Source organism: Wolbachia endosymbiont (group A) of Volucella inflata (assembly GCF_947250665.1).
In the GTDB taxonomy this organism is placed as follows: Bacteria; Pseudomonadota; Alphaproteobacteria; order Rickettsiales; family Anaplasmataceae; genus Wolbachia; species Wolbachia pipientis.
In genome coordinates this window covers 1,152,734-1,172,135 of sequence record NZ_OX366338.1, presented here as the reverse complement: position 1 = coordinate 1,172,135, position 19,402 = coordinate 1,152,734, and the positions used below count along the sequence as shown (strand labels likewise).

The window sequence follows — 19,402 nt, the reverse complement described above, 5'->3', positions numbered from 1 at the left end:
TGAGTAAGGCCGCTATTGGCATGACAGACATTCATCGTAGTCAATATCTGTTTTTTGTTGCAATATTTCACTTTTTTTGAATATGTCATGCGAGACCTTATCGGCTCTCTGCATTGATTGTGATCTGCAGTAATATAAGCTCTTCAATCCTTTTTTCCAAGCAAGCATGTGTATTTTGTGCAAGTAACGTTTATGTACGTTGGCAGGTAAGAACAGATTTACTGATTGAGATTGACAAATATACGAAGTTCTATCACTTGCATGTTCTATAATCCATCTTTGGTCAAGCTCGTACGCTGTTTTAAATGTCAATTTTTCATGCTCACTAAGAAAATCTAAATGCTGAACGGAACCCTCGTTTGTTGAAATTGAAGACCATATTTTATCATTGTCTTGATTTTTTTCTGCTAATAGTTTTTGCAAGAATTTATTTCGCACTACAAATGAACCTGTAAGTGTCTTTTGTATGAATACGTTTGCTGCATATGGTTCTATTCCAGGAGAGGTATTACCTGCAATAATGGAGATCGAAGCAGTAGGAGCAATAGCGAGCTTGTGTGTAAACCTTTCCATTAGATCAACTTCTTTGGCATCAGGACATGCTCCCTTTTCTTCTGCTAATTTTTTAGAAACTATATCTGCTTGCTCGCGTAAATACTTAAATATTTTTTTATTCCATTGTTGTGCTGTTACTGATTCAAAAGGAACCATTTTGCTTTGTAAAAATGAATGAAAGCCCATCACACCAAGACCAATACTGCGTTCTCTTATTGCAGAATATTTTGCTCGCTGCATTTCATTCGGTGCTTTATTTATGAAATCTTCCAATACATTATCAAGAAAGCGCATTATATCTTCTATGAAGAGTTTATTGTCTTTCCATTCTTCGTAGTACTCAAGGTTTACGGATGATAGACAACACACAGCAGTGCGTGACTTATTCAGGTGATCATAACCTGTGGTTAAAGTTATTTCACTGCATAGATTTGACATCTTGATGTCTAAGTTGAGCTTTTTGTAAGATTCTGGCTTATTGTTATTTGTTGCATCAAGGAAAATAATGTAAGGTTCTCCAGTTTCAACTCTTGCTGTTAATATTTTGATCGATATATCCCGCGCTTTTACAGTTGAAATAACCTTATTGTTGTGAGGGCTTATTAAATTCCATTCTTGATCATTCTCAACAGCCTGCATAAATTTATCTGTTACTATTACAGCATGATGTATATTTAACGCTTTGCGATTTGGGTCACCGCCTGTTGGCTTACGCAAATCCAGAAACTCTTCTATCTCCGGATGAGATACAGGAAGATAGACTGCTGAACTTCCTCGCCTTAAGGATCCCTGACTAATTGCAAGCGTTAGAGCATTTTGCACTACAATAAATGGAACAATTCCTGATGTTTTGCCGCTACCCTTTACGCTTTCGCCTATTGAGCGTAAATTTCCCCAATAACTACCTATTCCACCACCACGTGCAGCAAGCCAAACATTTTCATTCCATAGATCAACTATTCCCTGCAAGCTGTCTTCGGTTTCATTAAGAAAGCAAGAGATAGGTAACCCTCTCTTAGTGCCACCATTGCTGAGTATTGGTGTTGAAGGCATGAACCACAAGTTGCTCATGTAGTCATAAAGACGCTGTGCATGTTCTTTATTATCAGAATAGTAATTAGCAATACGTGCAAAGAGGTCTTGATAACTTTCATTTTCTATTAAATACCTGTCTGATAGAACTGCTTTTCCAAAGTCGGTTAATTTGCTGTCCTTTGCGTAATCAATAGTAATATTATTCATAAAATTCCTTTTATCCTTTTATTCTTTTATTATATATAGATACTTAAAAGCCACTTTGAGTAATTTTTAAGTTAGGTTTTTCGGACTTTCTTGTTGATGCTGTAATGCAAACAAGATACCGTCAACCTGACTGCCATATATTTTACAATAACTCATATAACTTATTTGCATATTTATTTCTTTTGCAACATGTTGAACATAACTTTCTGAGTGACGAAAATAGTCTCCTTTGTTTACAAAGTCAATACCTTCACCTTCCTTTCTTCTTATTAAACATACAATAACTCCTTTTTTGCTCGTAGATCTTTTTGCTAATTCCAATTCTTCTTGAAAGTCATGTAGATAATGTAGCACTTCAGCAAAGATAATTACATCATACTGCTGGTTTTTCTCTTGTTTAAGAAACTCTTTCATTTCCATATGTATTAATTCATTGTAAACAGGCTTACCTTTTATAAAGCATCCTCTTGCGATATTTAGCATTCTACTTGAAATGTCAATTCCTGTTATATGGTTTCCAATACTATTTATTTTCAAGAAATGACCACATATTCCAGTTCCACAACCAAGGTCAAGTATATTGAGCTCAGAAGTGGAGTTGTTGAAGATTTTTGTAATTATCATGTGTACAAGTTCATGCCCTCTATATTGTTTGGCAATCAACCAATGCTCAACAAAATATTCACCTGTGTAATCAAAATATTGTCTTATGAGGTTTTTTGGCAATTCTGTAATAGGCGCTGAGTTTGTCATTTTTTTTATATAGTAAGACGCCTCCTCGTGGTCATTATCTAATTTTAGTGCCCTTGTTAAATAATTATAAGCTTTGTTAGTATTCCCTACCGCAAAATGACACCTTCCGATGTTATACCAGACTATAGGTAAATGGGGGTAAAATATGCTAATTAACCAAAATCGTAATTTTGCATCTGATATGCTACCTTTATAAAAGTGATATAAACCGATTTCAATGTTGGTGTTTAACAGGTTCTTAGATTTTTTAAGAAGCACTGTCATTTCTTTATGAAGAGTATTATATTTATTCACAATGAAGTGTTTTACTTTCTTAATATTTAATACGCCAATGAGCTTAGACATACAATTTAAAGCAACGTTTTTTATAAAAGAGAGATTACTTTTCATACGTTAGAAATACTCCGAATGTTTATTATCATTTTTAGGCAATTGATTTTAACACATTTTATCTTACAAAATATCTTTTTTATTAATTTTTACTGTATATATAAGTTTACCACATATTTCTCAGATTATACTGTTTAGGATTGCTAATATATTGTTGTTGATAATATAAGTAAATGTTTTGTGCAAAAAGGCGTTGACATATTGTTTATTAGGTTATAATATATAAAAGATTAATTTAGCTTTTAGATGTTTGACAAGTTTTATGGTAGAGATTAATTTAATCTCAATTCAATTTTAATAATATTTAACTCTGCATATTCTGCATATAGTCGGATAAATAAATTATTAAGAGCACTTGATGGATGCCTTGGCGTTAAGAGGCGATGAAGGACGTGGCAGGCTGCGATAAGCTGTGGGGAATTGTCAACAAATTTTGATCCGCAGATTTCCGAATGGGGAAACCCAACTAGTTTAGCTAGTTATTACGTACTAAGTATGTAAAGCAAACTTGGTGAACTGAAATATCTAAGTAGCCAAAGGAAAAGAAATCAACCGAGATTCTGTTAGTAGTGACGAGCGAAAGCGGAAAAGGCTAGTGATTTAAGAATAAGAATTAGAATACTCTGGAAATAGTAACCATAGAAGGTGATAGTCCTGTATAAGTAGAAAGTTTTTAAATCCTTGAGTAGAGCGGGGCACGTGAAATCCTGTTTGAATATGGGGGGACCATCCTCCAAGCCTAAATACTCCTTAACGACCGATAGTGAACAAGTACCGTGAGGGAAAGGTGAAAAGAACCCCGGGAGGGGAGTGAAATAGAATCTGAAATCAAGTGCTTACAAACAGTTGGAGCTCTATATCAATTTATTGATATTTAGAGTGACAGCGTACCTTTTGCATAATGGGTCAGCGAGTTAATCTATGAAGCAAGCTTAAGCCGTTAGGTGTAGGCGTAGCGAAAGCAAGTCTGAATAGGGCGTTTTAGTTTTATGGATTAGACCCGAAACCAAGTGATCTAGTCATGACCAGATTGAAGGTGTGGTAAAACACACTGGAGGATCGAACCAGTTAATGTTGCAACATTATTGGATGAGTTGTGATTAGGGGTGAAAGGCCAATCAAACTTGGAAATAGCTGGTTCTCCGCGAAATCTATTTAGGTAGAGCGTTGTATGTATGTTGTTGGGGGTAGAGCACTGGATAGACTAGGGGGATTCACCGTCTTACCAAATCTAACTAAACTCCGAATACCAACAATTAATTATACAGCAGGCACACTACGGGTGCTAAGTCCGTGGTGAAGAGGGAAACAACCCAGATCACTATCTAAGGTCCCAAAATTACAGCTAAGTGGGGAAGGAAGTAGAAAAACCATTACAGCTAGGAGGTTGGCTTGGAAGCAGCCATCCTTTAAAGAAAGCGTAACAGCTCACTTGTCTAAATAAGTTTTTCTGCGCCGAAAATGTACCGGGGCTAAAGCTGTATACCGAAGATGTGAGTGCTTATTGATTTCGATCAATAGGCGCGGTAGCGGAGCGTTCCGTAAGTCTGTGAAGGTAGTTTGTGAAAACTGCTGGAGATATCGGAAGTGAGAATGCTGACATAAGTAGCGTAAAAGAGTGTGAAAAACACTCTCACCAAAAATCTAAGGGTTCCTACGTTAAGTTAATCTGCGTAGGGTTAGTCGGTTCCTAAGGCGAGTCCGTAAAGGAGTAGTCGATGGCAATTAGGTTAATATTCCTAAACCTCTTAAGTGTGACGGGTTTCGTATTTGTATAGATCTTATTGGATTGATCTATGCTTAAAAGAAGCTCCAGGAAATAGCACTTATATTTATGAGGCCGTACCGCAAACCGACACTGGTGGATGAGTAGAGTATACTAAGGTGTTGAAAGAATGATGTTGAAGGAACTCGGCAAATTATACCTGTAACTTCGGAAGAAGGGTAACCTGCTTTTAGGCAACTATGAGTAGGTGGCACAAAATAGGGAGTAGCGACTGTTTACTAAAAACACAGGACTCTGCAAACACGTAAGTGGAAGTATAGGGTCTGACGCCTGCCCGGTGCTGGAAGGTTAATAGGAAGGGTGCAAGCTCCGAATTGAAGCCCCAGTAAACGGCGGCCGTAACACTGACGGTCCTAAGGTAGCGAAATTCCTTGTCGGGTAAGTTCCGACCCGCACGAATGGCGTAACGATTTCTCCACTGTCTCCAACATCACTTCAGCGAAATTGAATTCCCCGTGCAGATGCGGGGTACCCGCGGTTAGACGAAGAGACCCCGTGCACCTTTACTATAGCTTTACATTGCTATTAAAAGTGTGATGTGCAGGATAGGTGGGAGACTTTGAAGTTATGGCGCTAGCTATAATGGAGTCAACCTTGAGATACCACCCTTTACACTTTTGATATCTAACTATGTTTCATTATCTGGAACTAGGACATTGTATGGTGGGTAGTTTGACTGGGGCGGTCGCCTCCTAAAAAGTAACGGAGGCGTGCGAAGGTAAGCTAGAGCTGGTCGGAAATCAGCTTGATAGTATAATGGCATAAGCTTGCCTGACTGCGAGGCTGACAAGCCAAGCAGAGACGAAAGTCGGTCATAGTGATCCGGTGATTCTGTATGGAAGGGTCATCGCTCAACGGATAAAAGGTACGCCGGGGATAACAGGCTGATGGTGTTCGAGCGTTCATAGCGACGACACCGTTTGGCACCTCGATGTCGACTCATCACATCCTGGGGCTGAAGAAGGTCCCAAGGGTTCGGCTGTTCGCCGATTAAAGTGATACGTGAGTTGGGTTTAGAACGTCGTGAGACAGTTCGGTTTCTATCTGCCGTGGGTGAAGGAAATTTGAGAAGGTCTGACTCTAGTACGAGAGGACCGAGATGGATATACCTCTGGTGTACCAGCTGTTATGCCAATAGCATCACTGGGTGGCTATGTATAGATGGGATAATTGCTGAAAGCATATAAGCAAGAAGCCCTCTTCAAAAAGATTTCCCAATTAAGGCCGTGGAAGACTACCACGTTGATAGGCTAGGTGTGGAAGCATGGTAACATGTGAAGCTAACTAGTACTAATAGCCTGATTGATTTATTTGCTTTCTATATGTGTGTATGCAGTGTTAAATATTAAGTTAAAATTGTTAAGTTAGAAATTTTTATTGACTTGGTGGCTATAGCAAAAATGAACCACCCGATCTCATCTCGAACTCGGAAGTGAAACTTTTTAGCGCTGATGGTACTTGAAAAGGGAGAGTAGGTCGCCGCCAAGTTTATAAAAATTTCTTTGTTAATTAGACAGTAGGTGTACTTATATTTTAACTTTCTTGTTTTGTTACTATTCTTTAAGTTTTTACTTTAACCACGATATCTTTTTTTTCTTATATGTTCTTGGTCATTTTCTACATTATTTAGCATTGTTCGTACTTCCCCTAATTGATTCCCTTTTGAAGGAGAATTACTGATTTCTGGTAATATTACATTACCTCCCACTTTTTTAAATAATTCTTCTTGTTGGCGAAATGCTGACCTCCAATCTGTTCCTGTTCCTTTAGGAAGAAATAAGAATTGATACATCTGACCAAAGCCTGTGTTATTTACCTCTTTTATATGCTCTACCATTCACCACAGCCATTAACTATTTTTAAAAATTTTACCTATATTATCATAAAAAATATAGTTGTAAATACCTTAATTGAGATTTTTTTTATTTTATCTTTTTTAAGCAAATAGTTAGATCTTTTTGTAAGTTTTTATAACTTGCTTGCATAATGTTTCTATGAGTTAGTATTATGTAGTAGTGCCCTATATTACTTATATTTAAAATGCTAATTTTAGCAAGCATTCGTAGTTGCCTTTTTATTTTATTTCTTTTTGCTGCTTTTTCGGTTTTTTTACTGATAGCCAGACCTACTCTAATAGTATGAATGTACTTTTCAGGTTCTCTTTCTTTTATAGCGTACAGTGATATATAAAGCCCACGATAAAAAAGACTGTTGAGTGCTAACTTATTTTTGAAAGCAGAAGAAAAATCTTTTTTTTTATACTTACTATGCGCATAATTTGTTACACCCTAATGAACGGCGCCTATTAAGGATTTTTCTTCCAGCTCTTGTTGCCATACGTGAACGAAATCCGTGTCTGCGCTTTCTTATCAAATTTTTTGGTTGAAATGTTCTCTTCATTGTTTTTATATTAATATAATTATTTATTTTAAATTGTTTTACTTTATTGTCAAATAATGGTGAACTTGTATGACATTTTCGTAGAATAAAATTTGATGCATGGAAGAATGAATTTGGTGATAGTCATACCTGTCTTACTAATCCTTTTATTTTGTTTTAGTAGGTTTCAAGAAGTAAATAAGGTTAAATCTTATCTATATCTTAGTTGTGTATGGATGCTAACTTGGTTGTTAGTATTCTATAATAATTGTTTTGTAACTTTTATTTCTATAGCGTTACTTTTTTTCATGCTTGCTTTTATCTTTAAAAATAAAAGAAATAAGATAATAAAACTTTCGTTATTTGTGGCTTTGGCCATATCATTTTTTATCACTTTATTTATAATGCTGTCTATTTTTATTCAATCCATTAGTTTTTTTAATAAAGTAGCTATTTCAGAATTCTTGTTCTGCTTGAAATGGGGCCACAATGTAGTCACTATCAATGAAGAGAAGATAGGATGTTTTGGTATAGCGCCGCTTTTAGTTGGTACATTACTTATAACTATTATAGCAATATTAGTTGTCGTTCCGCTTGGTTTATTTTCTGCAATATATATTAGTGAATATGCGAGTGAGAAAGTGCGTTATATTGTTAATACAACTTTGCAAGTTTTGTCTGCTATTCCTACGGTTGTATATGGATATTTCGCGGTTGTGTTTTTGTCTTTCTTTATAAAGCAGGTAGCAAATTTTTTTGGTTTAAGTATACACTCAGAAAGTGCCTTAGTTGCCGGTTTATCGATTGGGATAATGATTCTTCCTTTTATTATTTCTTTACTCGAAGATGCCATAAGATCTGTTCCAAAAAGCTTGCGTTATGGCTTCATGGCACTTGGTGCAACTCCAGCGGAAACTATATGGCATATAACAATACCTTATGCAATGCCTACAATTTTAAGTGCAATTTTATTGTCAATTTCAAGAGTGATAGGTGAAACAATGATTGTGCTAATGGCTGTGGGAATCAACGCAAATTTGACTTTTAACCCTCTTAATTCAGTTACTACCATTACCGTGCAGATCGCTACATTACTTACCGGAGATCAGGATTTCAATAGTGTACAAACTCTTGCTGCTTATGCGCTTAGTTTAGTATTGTTTATTATTACTTGGCTATTAAATGCATTTGCATTGTTTGTAATGAAGCGTAACTAGTAAGCGTTTTAATGTTGCAAAATTTCTATTAATAATATAAAATTTATTTTCTTTAGAAGTTCTTTTATGGAATTATAGTGTTAGGTGATAAAAATAAAGAGATGAATATAGGTAGAGCGATTAAGGTAACTCAAGCAGTTGTTGATATAAAATTTGAAGGTGAATTGCCTAAAATATTTAATGCTTTAAAAAGCAAACTAAAATATAAGGATAAGGAGCTGGTTTTAGAAGTTTCGCAGCATATAGGTGACAATATAGTTCGTTGTATTGCTATGGATAGCACAGATGGCATGTCAAGGGGGGATGAATTTGTTGATACAGGTGCACCAATATCGGTGCCAATTGGGCGTTCAACTTTAGGAAGGATTTTTAATGTTGTTGGAGAGCTTATAGATGAGTGTGGTCCACTGAAGGGAAAATATAACTTAGAGCCTATACACAGAGCACCTCCAAGTTTTACTGAACAGAGAATACAGGAAGAAGTTTTAGTTACAGGAATAAAAGTTATAGATCTTCTTGCACCTTATCTTAAAGGAGGAAAAATTGGCTTATTTGGTGGAGCCGGTGTTGGTAAAACAGTCCTAATAATGGAATTAATTAATAATATAGCAAAAGCTCATAAAGGATTTTCTGTGTTTGCCGGGGTAGGGGAGAGAACGCGTGAAGGTAACGATCTTTATCACGAGATGATCACTTCAAATGTAATAAATATAAATGAGCATGAAAAATCTCAAGCTGTTTTGGTTTATGGTCAGATGAATGAGCCTCCTGGAGCAAGGGCTAGAGTTGCTTTAACAGCACTTACTATGGCAGAGTATTTTCGTGACCGTGAAAACCAAGATGTTCTATTTTTTGTGGATAATATCTTTAGATTTACACAAGCTGGTTCTGAAATTTCTGCTTTACTTGGAAGAATACCGTCAGCTGTTGGTTATCAGCCAACCCTTGCAACTGATATGGGTGCAATGCAAGAAAGAATAGCTTCAACAACTTCTGGCTCTATTACTTCTGTGCAAGCTATATATGTTCCTGCGGACGATTTAACTGATCCAGCCCCAGCAACTACGTTCTCTCACCTTGATGCCACCACAGTGTTGTCAAGGCAAATAGCTGAAATGGGAATATACCCTGCTGTTGATCCACTTGATTCAACTTCTCATTCTTTATCTGCTGAAATCATTGGTGAAGAACATTATAAGGTAGCTTCTGAGGTGAAACGTATATTGCAAACTTATAAATCACTGCAAGATATTATCGCAATACTTGGTATGGATGAGCTATCTGATGAAGATAAAATTATTGTTGATAGGGCTCGTAAGATTCAGAAATTTCTTTCTCAACCTTTTCACGTTGCAGAAATATTTACTGGCATGCCTGGTAAATTTGTTTCACTTTCTGATACTGTTTCCAGTTTTAAAGGGATTGTTGAAGGCAAATATGATCACTTACCAGAGGCTGCTTTTTATATGGTGGGGAATATAGATGAAGCAATAAAAAAGGCTGAATTAATACAAGCTGAAGCTAAATAAAAGTTAAAGATTATGAATACTTTTAAAGTGCAATTTTTCTCTCCTGATGATCAAATTTCATTCAGTGGAGTGGTTTCTCTTTCAGTAACTGGGCTCGAAGGGGAGCTTATGATTTTAGCTCACCATGCTCCTTACTTAATTTATTTATTGCCTGGTATGATTACTGTTAAAATGAGTAACCAAACAGAAAAGAAGGTTGTAATTGATAGTGGCGTATTAGAAGTTGCAAGTAATAATTGTAGCATTATAACAAGTCAAATTCAGGTTTTTGATCGTGCAATTCATGATGAGAAATCGTTTAAAAATAAGAGAATTAGTATATATTTAAGTTATCTTGATGAGAAGTTTCTTTCTTAGTTATTTTAGGCAAAAAGTCAATTATCATTCAAGTGGCTATAAGATTTTTGCTCAGGGGGCTCTTTTTTGTCATCCCAGAAACCCCGGGGTGTCATCCCAGTGTTGGAGTACTTTAGGTGTATGATCCCAGAGTGTGATGGTATGGGACCATACACCTAATCAAATAAAAATTAAAGAAGGAGAGTTGGTTGTAACGGTTGGAGATAACGACTTTGTTTTACCTGGAATTTACGTTGGATAAACTACAAAAAATAACAGGTAAAAATCAACGTAAATTTAAGATAAATCGATTTTATTAGTATTATCAAATCAAAATCTGTTTTTAATTAATCAATAATACTTTTTTACATATTTTCATCCCCTTTCATGGATTTTTTAATTTTATAGATGATATCTAATATTATTAGAAGCATTGTAAAATATCTTATGAGAAAAGTTATAAAATATATTAGCATTATTGGTATTGCATGTTTAGTATTGTTATTTTTTATATCTAATGTGGAAACACGCGTAAAAACACAGGAAGAACAATTATTCCTAGGTGTACAGTCCCAGAGTGTGATGGTATGATAAAATATGAGAAAAAAATACCATCAAAGGAGGAGTTATGGGACAAATATTACATGGGTGCGCCAAAACAACACAGACGATTCGTAGAGCAATACAAAATAGAAAAGAGAGCATAGCAAAACTCTCCAAGCATTATAACCTTAATCCAAAAACTATTATTAAGTGGAGAAAACGTTCATTTACGAAAGATGCTGATATGGGTCCAAAGCGTCCAAGATCGACTGTTTTAACGCTAGAAGAGGAAGCTATAATAGTTACATTTCGCAAGTATACACTACTGCCACTAGATGATTGCCTTTACGCTCTGCAGTCTACAATTCCGCATTTGACTCGCTCTAGCTTGCATCGTTGTTTACAAAGACACAACATTAGCAGATTACCAACTGTTGATGGAGAAGTTAAGTCAAAAAAGAAATTCAAACAATATCCTATCGGTTACTTTCATATTGATATTGCTGAAGTTAGAACTGAGGAGGGCAAATTACATTTGTTTGTTGCTATTGATAGGACATCCAAATTTACCTATGTTGAGTTGCGTAACAGTGCTACAAAACCCATAGCTGCTGAGTTCTTACGTAATTTGATTAGAATTTTACCGTATAAAATCCATACTATTTTGACAGATAACGGTATACAATTTACAAACCAGAAGCGTCATAAGTATGCTTTCCAACATATATTTGATAGAGTTTGCGAAGAGAATGTTATTGAACATCGTTTGACAAAAGTTAGCCATCCTTGGACGAATGGGCAAGTCGAGCGTATGAATAAAACTTTAAAGGATGCTACAGTTAAGAAGTATTACTATCAATCGCACCAGCAACTTAAAGAACACCTTTATAACTTTGTTATGGCTTATAATTATGCAAAGAGACTCAAAACTCTTAAGGGTCTTACTCCTTATGAATTTATATGTTATCAGTGGACACAGTCTCCAGAATTATTTATACTAAATCCACACCATCACACTCTGGGACCATACACCTAGATCTTTTGCTATTTTTGTACTTGCTTGACCTGTTTCTTTAACCAGCTTAACAGCTTCTAATTTGAATTCTGCTGTATATTCTCTTCTATTTGTCATATTTTGAAAAAACGTTTTATTTTACTCCAAAAACGTCTTAACTTTCTCTCTACTTTTTCTGGGTAAGGTCACTACTTGGATGACAGATAGTAGTGCGAAAGTCTCTTACAACTTACTTTTAATTAGTCTAACCCATGCGTGCCAATCCCTCTCACCAAGATTGCTTTCAAAAGATAGGAGATCCTTTACAGCTTTTGAGCAAATTTCTTCACTTGGAATTGATAACTCCTTATTCATTGCTAACGTTAAACATTGAGTTTTGCACGCTCGTTCTAAATGATACGTGTAAAACATTGCTTCTTGTATAGTCTGACCACACGTTATAGATCCATGATTACGCATTAACATGACAAAATTTTCTTTCAGATCAGCTATTAACCTCTTTCCTTCTGTATCGCTAAGTGCTAGGGAATTATAATTATGGTAAGAGATTTTATTGTAAAAGTGCAGTGCCCATTGACTTGTAGGAAGCAGCCCATCTTTGAGAGAAGAAACCGCTACAATAGAAGGTGTATGCAAGTGAAAAATTGCTTGAATATCTTTCCTTGCTTGATAAACAAAACCGTGGATTATATAGCCAGTTTTATTATATTGATATTCTGCACCCTCAATCACATTTCCATCAAGTGATACTCTCATCAATGAATTCTCATTTACTTCACTAAAGCGTATACCAAATGGGTAAATATAAAACGACTTTTGATCTTCAGAACGCACTGAAAGGTGAGTATATGTATGATCATCGAACTTAAGGTAGGACAAAATTTGATAGGCGTAAACCAGATCCCTTTTTACTTTGCTTTCTGTTAACATCCCTGTTAAAATCTTCTGAAGGTTTATACGCGAAAAGAGACTTGTAGTAAACTAATAAGTCTATGCCACTCTGTCTTGCTTTCTGAATACCAAACACTTTTGTGTTGTAGCTTGCTTAAAAATAGTTATCGTTATTATAGAGTTTATATACAGAATTTATGTTTTTAAATTACATAATATCTTAACTACAAAAATAATTTTCTATATAATATTTCATATGTTTTAAAGCTTCATTTTTATGTTATTATAAATGTAAGTTTCAAGATTGAAAATAATATGGTAAATATTAACACAAAAAAACAGCCAGCAGGATTTTTCATATATCTCTCTGGTCTTTCGGGAAGTGGTAAACTTTCCACAGCAATAGAATTATCTAATATGATAAACGCATTAATTGTAAATAGTAAGTTCTATAACAATGTTCAAGCTTGCTCTATATACGATGGTGTCTTTGAACGTGATCAAATACCTAAAGAAGTTCAAGATAGAATATATGGCATTATGCAAATTATGCTTCAGGTAATAGAAAATCATCCGATTCACTCAAAAAATTACATATTTATTGATGAGTTGATGGAAAATAATGACCAGAACATGAGGATGTATGATTCAATAGTAAGGCTTAGTAAAAAAATGAACACAGAAATCCTTCCTGTGGTACTTAGGTGTGATCTACCGACATTACAAAAGCGTATTGCATTAAAAAGGCAAAGAAAAAATAGGAAGGTGATTAATGTAAATAGCATGATAGAGCAATGTAGGATTAACAATTTATTTACACCACCGAGTGCTATAGAGATAGAAAATTCAGATATGAGTATAAAAGAAGTAGCTCAAGAGATAGTAAACCAGATGCACAAGCTTAGCCATATTGCATATACGCGAAAGAATAGTCTATAATGATTTCATATACTGAGGCTCATTTAAATATAGAGCCTCAACTTCATTTAATTTTTGCTTATTCTTCAGTCTATAATGAACCAATAGTCCTGCATGGCCAGCATTTAAATTGCAATCCATATGTGTACTGCTTGTAGCGTGACACTGGGATCCAGATGCAGTTGGACCAGATAGCGGCAATAAATTGAAATCAAATAACTGCGTATAAAACCCTTGAGCATTTTTGATTATAGCTCTGATATTTTTTTTGCTGCTCGTACAAAGCAAAGATATTGCGTAGGCTTGAACTTCCAGCGCACTAACTCCGTATAATGGCTTATTTGTAACAAGATTTATACCCTGTACTGCTGATATACCAACTCTAATTCCAGTGAAACTTCCCGGGCCAACTACTACCGCTAAATGATCTATTTTATCATAATTATAATTGTGCTTATCAAACAAAGTATTCAGAATTTGAAAAAATGATTCTGCATGATTGTTGCTGGCGGAATTGCGCTCTACAAAACAATTACCATCATAATCAACGATTGCTATTGAACTACCAATACCTACAGTATCAATCGCTAAAATAGACATTACTTAAGCTTATCATAGAGTTTTGAAAATATCATAGTAAAGGCACCATTACCCATAACATTTGCTGAAGTGATTATTGGATCAAACACTATATACAATGCTGTGATTAACGAAAGCATTTCTGGAGAAAATTTGAGGTATTTCTCAAGAATAGGTAGCATTACCATAATTCCTCCTGCCGGCACTGCAACGATAGCAAACTTAAATAACAAAAAATAGAGAAGGAAAGTTACATAGTCTGTTGTGCACAATGAATAACCGGAGGCAATTATCATTGATAATATTATGATAAAAAAGCAATCACCTACTAAATGAAAGCTAGCAGTTATTGGCACAACAGACGATGCTATGTCAGGTTGCTTTACATTTTTTTTGCTTCCTTCAAGACTAAGAGGCATAGTTGCATTACTAGACATTGTGCTCATCGCAGTAATAAATGCCGGTATCATATTGCCTATACTAGCTATCCAGCTTGTGATCTTGAATGAATTTGCTGCTCCATATAAGAGGAAAACATAAAGGTAGGTTGCAGATGCTATAATAATGAAAATTATTGAGTAATCCTTAAATATTATAGATAAAACTTGATCATGCTGCATTTTTAAAGCAAGCCCAAGTACAAATATTGGAATAATCGGCGTCAAAAACGTCTTCAAAATAAAGAGAGTTAAATCTAACATTTTGTTCGAAAGCTCTTTGCTTTTCTTGGGTAGCAGTGTGGACACTACTATGCTGGACACAAATCCACAGGCAAGGGCATAAAAATTAGAAAGCAATGCAGGCAGCCTAAACGACCATAAGGGAACAATTGTTTCTTCATACGTTATATCTTGTATTGAATGAGTGTTTTGTATGATGAAATGCCCAACAGAATAAGCTATTAAACTTGAAGCCAGATTTGACAAGAAGATCATTATAATAAGTAACAATATGAACTTTATAGCTGACTGCTTAAGATTGTTAACACTGCTAAAGATTAACGCAAAAATAAGAAAAGGCATTATAAATAGCAAAACCTCTTTTATACTCAGGCTCGTTGAGTACAAGAAGGTTTTTGCTTCCATTGGAACTAAATGACCAAAGAATGCAACTGAAGTGATGACCGTGAGTAAGATTAATAGTTGTAGCACGTTCTTATATACCAATGTCCTATGGACATATATATGGTAAGTTAGTTGTTAAGTAAAGCAAAACTGTCTAAACTGCACAGCAAATGGTGTAATGAAAGTAGCTGACACTGGAATGACAAAGAAGAGTGAAATTAGCACTCACTTATTATTCGTGTCGTTTTCAGTAAAAGCCTCCTCCCATGTGCCTTGAGTTGCTGCACGGCTATACTCTGTTACTCTATTTTCAAAGAAATTCGTATGTTCCACGCCATTTAGTATTTCATCAAGCCACGGAATAGGATTATCATTAACATCATATATGGACTCAAGACCTAATTGCATTAACCGTCTGTTTGCTACGTAGCGTATGTAATTGCGCACTTCTTCTGCAGATAGTCCTTCAACGTCTCCGAAATTAAAAGCAAGCTTTATAAACTCATCCTCAAGCTCAACAATAGTGCGGCATGCAGAATATAATTCCTCTTTAAACTCATCGTTCCAAATTTCATTATTCTCTTTAATAAATGTATTAAATAACATAATAATTGAATTGGTGTGCAAAGTTTCATCACGGGCTGACCAGGCGATTATCTGCCCCATTCCTTTCATTTTTCCAAAGCGTTGGAAATTGAGCAAAATTGCAAACGATGCGAATAACTGCAACCCCTCGGTAAATGCACCAAACACTGCTAGGGTTTTAGCTACATGTTTTTTATCATGTTTTTTGCTTTCCTCAAATTCTAGCATATACTCATACTTCTTTCTCATAGCATCATACTTTAAGAATGCTTGATACTCGCTTTCTGGCATGCCAATTGTGTCTAAAAGATAAGAATAAGCTGCAATGTGTATAGTTTCCATATTGGAAAAGCTTGCAAGCATCATGCATATTTCTGTTGGCTTAAATATATTTGAATAATGCCTCATGTAGCAGTTATTTACTTCAATGTCTGCCTGAGTAAAGAATCTAAAAATCTGAGTTAGTAGATTTTTCTCTACGTTTGAAAGTTTAGTTTTCCAATCCTTTACGTCATCAGCAAGCGGAACTTCCTCAGGTATCCAATGGATTCTTTGTTGCTGCAGCCACGCATCATACGCCCAAGGGTAATTAAAAGGTTTGTATATTGGATCTGCTTCTAACAATGACATAAGACACCTATTATTTTCTAAAGTAAATATTATATTAAGTGATATTGAGAATCAGTCAATTTAACTTTTTTGAAATTTGACGGCAGATAATTTATTAGTGTATTATAGCTTCAAGTAATTTATCAACAGAAATGCGAGTATTAATATCTTTTATTTTATTATTTACAGTGAGCTGCACTCACACTATTCACAATCACGGAGCTCCTGGCATTAGTGTTGAATTGTGGAGCAAGATAAAAGTAGGTGACGATAAAGAAAAAGTGGTTCACACTTTAGGATCACCAACATTAGTATCAAAGTTCGATGACAATGTTTGGTACTATATCTCATATAAAATTAAACAAGCCAACTTTTTAGGAAAAAGGAAGTATAGTAGTAAGTCTCTGCAAATTTCATTCGATCAGAACGGTAAAGTTGCAGATACAAAAGAAACTGACATCTTAGAGAGATCTTTGGCTGTTTCTGATTGAAAGTTTGCTAACTATAGAGTTTTTCTCACTCTTCTTTGCATCCAAGAACCGTATAACGTCATCCCAGTGCCCAGACACTGGAATCCAGGAAACTTAATTGCAAGTAATGCATTGGGTTTGGTGAGTATGGGTTTTGCGTTATAGAATGAAGCACTTTTGGTGAATTTGTAAAGAAAACTGGATCCCAGTATCTGGGCACTGGGATGACACCCTACTTAGCCGTCATACCGCGATTCATTCGCGGTATCTCAGCCGCTAACAAGAGATCCCGCTAACAAGCAGCGGGATGACGAATTATTTAACCGTCATACCGCCGCGGTATCTCTTAGCCGCTAACACGTAGCGGGATGACGGTTGTCAGGGTGTCATCCAAGCAACCTCCTTCTCCCGTCATCCAAGTAGCCCCCCCTATGGTGTCATTCCAGTGCTTGACACTGGAATCCAGGAAACTTAATTGCAAGTAATGCATTGGGTTTGGTAAGTATGGGTTTTGCGTTATAGAATGAAGCACTTTTGGTGAATTTGTAAAGAAAACTGGATCCCAGTGTCAAGCACTGGGATGACACCATTTGTTGTAAACTCACTTTTACTCTATAGTTATACTACCTTGCTGCTATCCTGAACGGATACAGTGGGCTTATTAAATTATAGAATTACTTTAGCTATAGAATAAAATCTAGTGTTACTTCACGCCAAATGTGGTGGTGCTGAGTAGGCAAGCCGGTCAATGGGCTACATTTATATACTGCACGCATTGCGTTATCTGCTATCGACCTGAAAAGTGGATTATTTCGATAGGAATCACTGTCTGCTACATCGGCCATAATTATCTCGCCTTGACTGGACAATAATAAGTTAATTTTTACATTAAAATTTTCTTTGTAAGCTACGCTTTCAGGAATGCTCCAGCATTTTGTGAGCTTGTCTCTTATAGAGTTAATAATTTCTGTTACAACTAATTCATCCTTTTTACTCTCAACGCTTTTTTCGTTTCCTATTTCATTTTTTGCCCCTCTAACATCCCTTCTTAGTTTTTTCTCTACACTTTTTTTTCTTTTTGGAATTGGAATGAATTCTTTACCCTCGTTAATAATGACTTCTTCTTGCATTTCGATAATTTGCCTCGGTTGTGCTACAACAGTGTGCTCAACTATTTCTTTTTTCCTTTGTGGTATAGGAACAGCTAACGTATCATTCGTTTGGGCTTTTGTTGAAGATAATGAAAAAAGCAAAAAACAACATAAAGACAAAAAAAGAATATAATTCGAATAGAAAAAACGCATATGTTAAGCAGCTTGTTTTACTGGTTTAAAGCTAATATTGCACGTAAAGTCAATATATTTTAGTTGATAGACGAGTTTGAAGTCAATAAGGAATCCCTTCAAAGCTGAAGGCAAGCGAAAGATTGTCTTCTCGACAGACAAAGGAATTGTATAATGGATTAAAAGGAACCGTATGACAAAAATTATAGCAAAAGAATATACAGAATTTTTAGAGCAGTTGAAGGATCATATTGCAACAAACCGTTATAAAGCAGCACTTGCAGTAAATAGTAAGCTTATTTTGCTTTACCACCATATTGGTACAGAGATCCTAAAACGCCAAAAAGAACATACCTGGGGAGCTAAGGTAATTGATCAATTAAGTAAGGATTTGAGAAGTACATTTCCAGAAATGAAAGGCTTTAGCATGAGAAATCTGAAGTATATGCGTAAGTTTGCCGAAGAATATCCTGATGTTGAATTTGTGCAGGAGCCTCTTGCACAATTAACTTGGTATCACAATATCACTCTTTTGGAAAAAATAGAAAGTCATGAAATAAGATTATTTTATGTAAAAAAAGCTATTGAACATGGCTGGTCACGTAACATTATGGTGATGCAGATAGAACTTGGACTACATAAACGTCAAGGAAAAGCAATAACTAATTTTAAAGAAAAATTACCATCTCCACAATCCGATCTAGCACATTACACATTAAAAGATCCGTATATTTTTGATTTTTTAAGTATAGGTAAGGATGCTCATGAAAGAGAAGTAGAAAAAGGACTCGTAGGGCATATGGAAAAATTTCTGTTAGAACTCGGTGAAGGATTTGCATTTGTTGGTAGACAATTTCATTTAGATGTTGGTAATAAAGACTTTTATATTGATTTATTATTCTATCATTTAAAGTTACGTTGCTTCGTAGTGATTGAACTAAAAGATAAGGATTTTAAGCCGGAATATGCTGGTAAAATGAATTTTTATCTTTCTGCAGTTGATGATTTACTGAAGCACTCGACAGATCAACCTTCTATAGGGTTAATCTTATGTAAATCTAAAGACGATGTACTTGCTAAATATACACTCAAAGACATAAATAAACCAATAGGATTAGCGGAATATCGAATAACTGAAAATCTACCAGAGAACATAAAAACAGCTTTACCGACGATAGAAGAATTAGAAGCTGAATTATCCAAAATTTCAGATAAGGAAAAGTAATGGTTACTAAAATCATTCAAACAATTATTTAGC

The 19,402-nt window shown here is 35.3% G+C and carries 16 protein-coding genes, 2 rRNA genes and 2 pseudogenes; 9 read left to right on the top strand and 11 right to left on the bottom strand.

The window, feature by feature from the left end:
- Nucleotides 1-12 precede the first annotated feature (12 nt).
- Both OOK85_RS06030 and OOK85_RS06025 read right to left on the bottom strand, forming a co-directional pair.
- Nucleotides 13-1,797: a ribonucleoside-diphosphate reductase subunit alpha gene (locus tag OOK85_RS06030; RefSeq protein ID WP_264702766.1), complete on the bottom strand. Its 1,785-nt coding sequence runs from the start codon at nucleotides 1,795-1,797 to the stop codon at nucleotides 13-15.
- 66 nt (nucleotides 1,798-1,863) lie between these two features.
- Nucleotides 1,864-2,940, bottom strand: a complete 1,077-nt coding sequence (locus tag OOK85_RS06025; protein WP_264702764.1) for a methyltransferase domain-containing protein — start codon at nucleotides 2,938-2,940, stop codon at nucleotides 1,864-1,866.
- 335 nt (nucleotides 2,941-3,275) lie between these two features.
- Between OOK85_RS06025 and OOK85_RS06020 the strand changes: the two genes are divergently transcribed.
- Nucleotides 3,276-6,041, top strand: a 23S ribosomal RNA gene (locus OOK85_RS06020).
- Between the two features lie 66 nt (nucleotides 6,042-6,107).
- A 5S ribosomal RNA gene (rrf, locus tag OOK85_RS06015) occupies nucleotides 6,108-6,214 on the top strand.
- Nucleotides 6,215-6,299: 85 nt separating this feature from the next.
- Here the strand turns inward: rrf and OOK85_RS06010 are convergent.
- The 3 genes and pseudogenes from OOK85_RS06010 to rpmH form a co-directional block, all read right to left on the bottom strand.
- Nucleotides 6,300-6,563, bottom strand: coding sequence for a hypothetical protein (locus tag OOK85_RS06010; protein WP_264702762.1), 264 nt, complete (start codon nucleotides 6,561-6,563; stop codon nucleotides 6,300-6,302).
- Nucleotides 6,564-6,648: 85 nt separating this feature from the next.
- Nucleotides 6,649-6,924, bottom strand: a pseudogene (gene rnpA / locus OOK85_RS06005) (ribonuclease P protein component); the annotation flags it as partial.
- Between the two features lie 67 nt (nucleotides 6,925-6,991).
- Nucleotides 6,992-7,126, bottom strand: coding sequence for a 50S ribosomal protein L34 (gene rpmH / locus OOK85_RS06000; protein WP_006279898.1), 135 nt, complete (start codon nucleotides 7,124-7,126; stop codon nucleotides 6,992-6,994).
- A gap of 107 nt (nucleotides 7,127-7,233) precedes the next feature.
- On the opposite strand from rpmH, the gene pstC reads away from it, so the two are divergent.
- The 4 genes from pstC (at nucleotide 7,234) to OOK85_RS05980 (ending at nucleotide 11,766) form a co-directional block, all read left to right on the top strand.
- Entirely contained in the window at nucleotides 7,234-8,322 is a 1,089-nt protein-coding gene (pstC, locus tag OOK85_RS05995) for a phosphate ABC transporter permease subunit PstC (RefSeq protein WP_264704213.1), read from the top strand.
- Nucleotides 8,323-8,423: 101 nt separating this feature from the next.
- On the top strand, nucleotides 8,424-9,851 hold the full coding sequence (atpD, locus tag OOK85_RS05990) for a F0F1 ATP synthase subunit beta (RefSeq protein WP_264704211.1): 1,428 nt from the start codon (nucleotides 8,424-8,426) through the stop codon (nucleotides 9,849-9,851).
- A 12-nt stretch (nucleotides 9,852-9,863) separates the two neighbouring features.
- A complete protein-coding gene (locus OOK85_RS05985) occupies nucleotides 9,864-10,208 on the top strand; it encodes a F0F1 ATP synthase subunit epsilon (RefSeq protein WP_065095371.1) in 345 nt (114 codons plus the stop codon).
- 607 nt (nucleotides 10,209-10,815) lie between these two features.
- A complete protein-coding gene (locus OOK85_RS05980) occupies nucleotides 10,816-11,766 on the top strand; it encodes an IS481 family transposase (protein WP_264702189.1) in 951 nt (316 codons plus the stop codon).
- Here the strand turns inward: OOK85_RS05980 and OOK85_RS07900 are convergent.
- Together OOK85_RS07900 and OOK85_RS05975 are read right to left on the bottom strand one after the other, a co-directional pair.
- A pseudogene (locus OOK85_RS07900) lies at nucleotides 11,731-11,862 on the bottom strand (transposase); the annotation flags it as partial. The gene OOK85_RS05980 and the pseudogene OOK85_RS07900 overlap by 36 nt on opposite strands.
- 105 nt (nucleotides 11,863-11,967) lie before the next feature.
- The gene (locus OOK85_RS05975) at nucleotides 11,968-12,675 is read right to left on the bottom strand and encodes a class II aldolase/adducin family protein (protein WP_264338544.1); all 708 of its coding nucleotides are present in this window, start codon (nucleotides 12,673-12,675) and stop codon (nucleotides 11,968-11,970) included.
- 276 nt (nucleotides 12,676-12,951) lie between these two features.
- Between OOK85_RS05975 and OOK85_RS05970 the strand changes: the two genes are divergently transcribed.
- On the top strand, nucleotides 12,952-13,575 hold the full coding sequence (locus OOK85_RS05970) for an AAA family ATPase (protein ID WP_264702758.1): 624 nt from the start codon (nucleotides 12,952-12,954) through the stop codon (nucleotides 13,573-13,575).
- Here OOK85_RS05970 and tsaB read toward each other — a convergent pair.
- The 3 genes from tsaB to OOK85_RS05955 all read right to left on the bottom strand — a co-directional run bounded on the left by tsaB (nucleotide 13,570) and on the right by OOK85_RS05955 (nucleotide 16,412).
- Complete coding sequence (gene tsaB / locus OOK85_RS05965) at nucleotides 13,570-14,154, bottom strand: tRNA (adenosine(37)-N6)-threonylcarbamoyltransferase complex dimerization subunit type 1 TsaB (protein WP_264702756.1); 585 nt, start codon at nucleotides 14,152-14,154, stop codon at nucleotides 13,570-13,572. The genes OOK85_RS05970 and tsaB overlap by 6 nt on opposite strands.
- Nucleotides 14,154-15,284 (bottom strand): dicarboxylate/amino acid:cation symporter, encoded by a 1,131-nt coding sequence (locus OOK85_RS05960; protein ID WP_264702754.1) that lies wholly within the window; start codon nucleotides 15,282-15,284, stop codon nucleotides 14,154-14,156. Before OOK85_RS05960 ends, tsaB begins: the two co-directional genes overlap by 1 nt.
- A gap of 138 nt (nucleotides 15,285-15,422) precedes the next feature.
- Complete coding sequence (locus OOK85_RS05955) at nucleotides 15,423-16,412, bottom strand: ribonucleotide-diphosphate reductase subunit beta (protein WP_065094944.1); 990 nt, start codon at nucleotides 16,410-16,412, stop codon at nucleotides 15,423-15,425.
- A 131-nt stretch (nucleotides 16,413-16,543) separates the two neighbouring features.
- Between OOK85_RS05955 and OOK85_RS05950 the strand changes: the two genes are divergently transcribed.
- Entirely contained in the window at nucleotides 16,544-16,882 is a 339-nt protein-coding gene (locus OOK85_RS05950; RefSeq protein ID WP_264702751.1) for an outer membrane protein assembly factor BamE, read from the top strand.
- A 662-nt stretch (nucleotides 16,883-17,544) separates the two neighbouring features.
- Here OOK85_RS05950 and OOK85_RS05945 read toward each other — a convergent pair.
- Complete coding sequence (locus OOK85_RS05945; RefSeq protein ID WP_264702749.1) at nucleotides 17,545-18,165, bottom strand: hypothetical protein; 621 nt, start codon at nucleotides 18,163-18,165, stop codon at nucleotides 17,545-17,547.
- Nucleotides 18,166-18,337: 172 nt separating this feature from the next.
- Between OOK85_RS05945 and OOK85_RS05940 the strand changes: the two genes are divergently transcribed.
- Nucleotides 18,338-19,369 carry a PDDEXK nuclease domain-containing protein gene (locus tag OOK85_RS05940; RefSeq protein ID WP_264702746.1) on the top strand — a complete coding sequence of 344 codons (1,032 nt, stop codon included), beginning with the start codon at nucleotides 18,338-18,340 and terminating at the stop codon, nucleotides 19,367-19,369.
- Nucleotides 19,370-19,402 lie beyond the last annotated feature (33 nt).